Raw genomic sequence first — 1,216 nt, 5'->3', positions numbered from 1 at the left:
GCCATTAACGTGGGACCGCAGCACATCGCCGCCTGCTGGCTGGCAAAATGAAGTCGACGGTTTTGTTGCAACCGCGGCGATGCCACACGCCGAACGCGGTTCTGCCGAAAGAAATCGGAAATCTCATTCGCCATCGCTCGATAACGGTTTTCACGCTATCCACTGGGAGCAACATCTGATGTACCAACTTTACCAGTCGCTGAGTGCTACCACTTGTTGCCAGCTATCTCGTGCGGGGCATCACGATGGTGATGGTATTTGCGATTCAGGTCGCGCCCCGTGGCCCATGACGTACCTCGCCGATCTTGTGGCCTACCTGAGGGCAGTATGATGGGAGACAAACGCCCGCAACCGCCGCTTCCCCGTGCCGAGCCACGGATCAGGGTTCTTCATGACAACGTCACGATGGATTCGTATGGCTGGCTTCGCGACCGGGACAATCCCGATGTCCGCGCATATCTGGAAGCCGAGAACAGCTACGCGGAGCAAGCGACAGCTCACCTGATAGAGCTCAAGGCAGAGCTCATCGCCGAGATCGAAGGGCGTCAGCCTTGCGAGGGCGCCCCGCCATCGTTTCAAGTTGGACCTTTCGAGTACTTCCAAAGACCCGAACCGGGCCTGTCTCATCCGGCGTGGTGGCGCCGGCCGGTGACCGGAGGCTCGGCCGAGCTTGTACTCGACCCGAACACAATTCCCGGGGCCGACGTCTTCTGGTCGCTCGGTGTCTTCGAGCCGAGCGACGACGGACGCTACCTCGCGTTTAGCTTTGATGTCATCGGTAACGAGCGCTACGAGTTGAGAGTGCGGGACATGGCCGACGGCCGTGACGTCTGGCGCGACCCGGGTAGTACCGGGCGGGTTGTCTGGGCCGCCGACAATCACGCGATCTTTTTCACACGAGAGCGGACTGACCGGCGCCAACACGATCAGATTGTCCGCTTTGACGTCGAGGTCGGGTACTCCGAGGTGGTGTTCGAGGAGGCCAACGAGCGACTGGCAGTGTCGGTTCGGCGGTCTAATAGCGGCGCTTGGTTGTTCCTCGACGTAGTTACGACCTATTCCGTCAGCGTTCAGCAAGGTGCAGCAGAGGTGTGGGGTCTTCCTGCCGACGAGCCCGGCGGCAAGTGGCGCCGGATCGTGAAGCGTGAACTTGGGTACGAGGTCTATGCCGAGCATTGGGGCGACAGGTTCCTTTTTCGGGTGGACGATGCTGGAC

General features: G+C 60.4%; 1 protein-coding gene and 1 pseudogene. Both read left to right on the top strand.

Annotation, left to right across the window (positions count from 1 at the left end):
* Positions 1–331: hypothetical protein (locus EOA27_RS41730; RefSeq protein WP_210214201.1), on the top strand; the 331-nt coding region annotated here is incomplete at its 5' end.
* Positions 328–1,216: pseudogene (locus tag EOA27_RS37150) on the top strand (S9 family peptidase); the annotation flags it as partial. The gene EOA27_RS41730 and the pseudogene EOA27_RS37150, both read left to right, overlap by 4 nt.

Origin of the sequence: Mesorhizobium sp. M2A.F.Ca.ET.037.01.1.1 (assembly GCF_003998075.1) — a bacterium.
Taxonomy (GTDB): Bacteria; Pseudomonadota; Alphaproteobacteria; order Rhizobiales; family Rhizobiaceae; genus Mesorhizobium.
The sequence above is the reverse complement of the archived record's forward strand: the minus strand, read 5'-3'. Positions and strand labels throughout refer to the sequence as shown.